We start from the raw sequence: 1,921 nt of genomic DNA, 5'->3' as shown, positions 1-1,921 counted from the left end.
CAGCCAGTGCTTGGCGCCCTCGCCGCCGTCACCGGCCCAGATGCCGAGGATGTCGCGGTGCCCGTCGACGGTGACCGCCATCGCGAGATAGATCGGCCGGTTGGCGACCTGACCATCCCTAATCTTGGTTCTGTCGCCGATCTTGTGAAGTCTCAGTGCGCGAGTAGGACGCGTTTGCGGAGTAGGTCGAGGCCGGCGCGGCCGAACATCTGTCGTTTGATCATTTTCAGGCGGTTGATGGTGCCTTCGACGGCGCCGGAGCTGTGCGGCAGGGTCAGGCCGTTGCGGATGGCGTCGAGGTCGCGGCGCATGTTGCGGGCGAACGCGGCCAGCGGCGCGAGGGTGTCGTGTTCGACGGCGACGATCCATTCGTCGAGGCGGTTGCCGTGGCGGCCGGTCATCATCACCGCGAACGCGCGCACGTGTTTGACCAGCCGGTTCAGGTCACGGTCGCGGTGGCGCAGGTCGCGCAGCTTGGCGGCGTCGCGAGGATCGAGGTGGTCGGGATGGGTCATGATCCACGAAGTGACCTGGCGGACGGTGGGTGGTTTCGGACCGGGGTGCGGGGCGTGACCGCGGCCGGTGCGGAAGCGGCGCAGGTAGCGCTGAACGGCGAGTTCCCCGCCGGGGTAGCCCTGTTGCTGGATCTCGCGGAACAGTTGGGTGGCGTTGCGTTCGCCGTCGTTCCAGCGCTGGTGCAGGTAGCCGGTGAACGGGTCGACCAGGTGTGAGCGTTGCTCGGTGACGGCGGTCAGGTCGGCGAGGCTGCGGGCGTTGACGAACTTGCGCACCGTGGCCTGGTGCAGCCCCAGCTTGCGGCCGATCGCCGCCTTGGACATGCCCTGCGCTGCCAGTTCCTGCACGGCGGTGTAGTGCTCACGCAGCCGGGTCACGATCTTCTTCTCCGGTAGCGGCCGCACCAACTGCGGCGGCGTGTCCTCGGGAGGCGGAGGTCCTGGCCGGGCGAGCTGGGCGCGATGGGCGTTGACTGTCTTCTCCACCGCTTGGCCCAGGTTCTGCCAGAGGTGGAACCGGTCGGCGACCTGCACCGCGTGCGGGGCGCCCTGCCGGGCGCCTTCGCCATAGCCACCGGCACGGTCGCGGCAGATGATCTCCACCTCTGGGTGCTGCGCGAGCCAGCCGGCGAGGCTGTCACCGTCACGACCGTCGAAGACCTCGACTGGGCGGCGGGTGGCCATGTCGACCAGGATGGTGCCGTAGTGGCGTCCGCGCCGGAACGCGAAGTCGTCAACACCCAGGACCGTCACCGCGGTCCCTGCCGGGTCCGGCAGGCCTTTCACCAGCCGCAACAGGGTGTCACGGCCCACGTTCACTCCGACGGCGGCAGCCAGCCGTGCGCCGGCACGCCCGGCCAACGCAAGCCCGATCCGGGTGAGCAGTTCCCGCAGCCCCTGGGTGAGACGGGCATGCGGAGCGGTCAAGCCGTCGACCTGCTCGACGAAGGTCACCGCCGGGCAACCGCGGTTGCCGCAGCGGAACCGCCGCACCCGCACCTGAAGCAGCACAGCCACCCCGGCAACCGTGAGGTCGCGCAATCGCCGCAGGTAACGGCCATGAACGCGACTCGATGACTGCCGGCAGCTACCGCACTGCGCCGTCGCTGATCGGACCCGGGCGGAGATCACAACTGCCTCGTGGCGCTGTTCAACGCCGTCGATCAGCAGGTCGGACAGGTGAGGCAGCAACTGCTCCACAAGCGAACACGCCGAACATGATCAGTGGGTGGCGCGTCGACTTGCCACGACCGTCCACATCACAAGATCGGCGACAGAGCCCTAATCTTGACGTTAATGGCATCGATGAACACGACTGGGTAGACGGGGTCGAGGGGCCGGTTCTGCCACTCGGCCATCCCGTCCATCACCTTGTCGGTGATAGTGGAGATGGTCTGCTTGGACAC

At 67.9% G+C, this 1,921-nt stretch carries 1 protein-coding gene and 2 pseudogenes; all 3 read right to left on the bottom strand.

Annotated features, from left to right (window positions below):
- Window positions 1-126, bottom strand: a pseudogene (locus D7I43_RS32365) (transposase); the annotation flags it as partial.
- 26 nt (window positions 127-152) lie between these two features.
- Window positions 153-1,646: an ISL3 family transposase gene (locus tag D7I43_RS32360; RefSeq protein WP_328853659.1), complete on the bottom strand. Its 1,494-nt coding sequence runs from the start codon at window positions 1,644-1,646 to the stop codon at window positions 153-155.
- A 149-nt stretch (window positions 1,647-1,795) separates the two neighbouring features.
- A pseudogene (locus tag D7I43_RS32355) lies at window positions 1,796-1,921 on the bottom strand (transposase); the annotation flags it as partial.

Origin of the sequence: Micromonospora globbae (assembly GCF_003610785.1) — a bacterium.
Classification (GTDB): domain Bacteria; phylum Actinomycetota; class Actinomycetes; order Mycobacteriales; family Micromonosporaceae; genus Micromonospora; species Micromonospora globbae.
The sequence above is the reverse complement of the archived record's forward strand: the minus strand, read 5'-3'. Positions and strand labels throughout refer to the sequence as shown.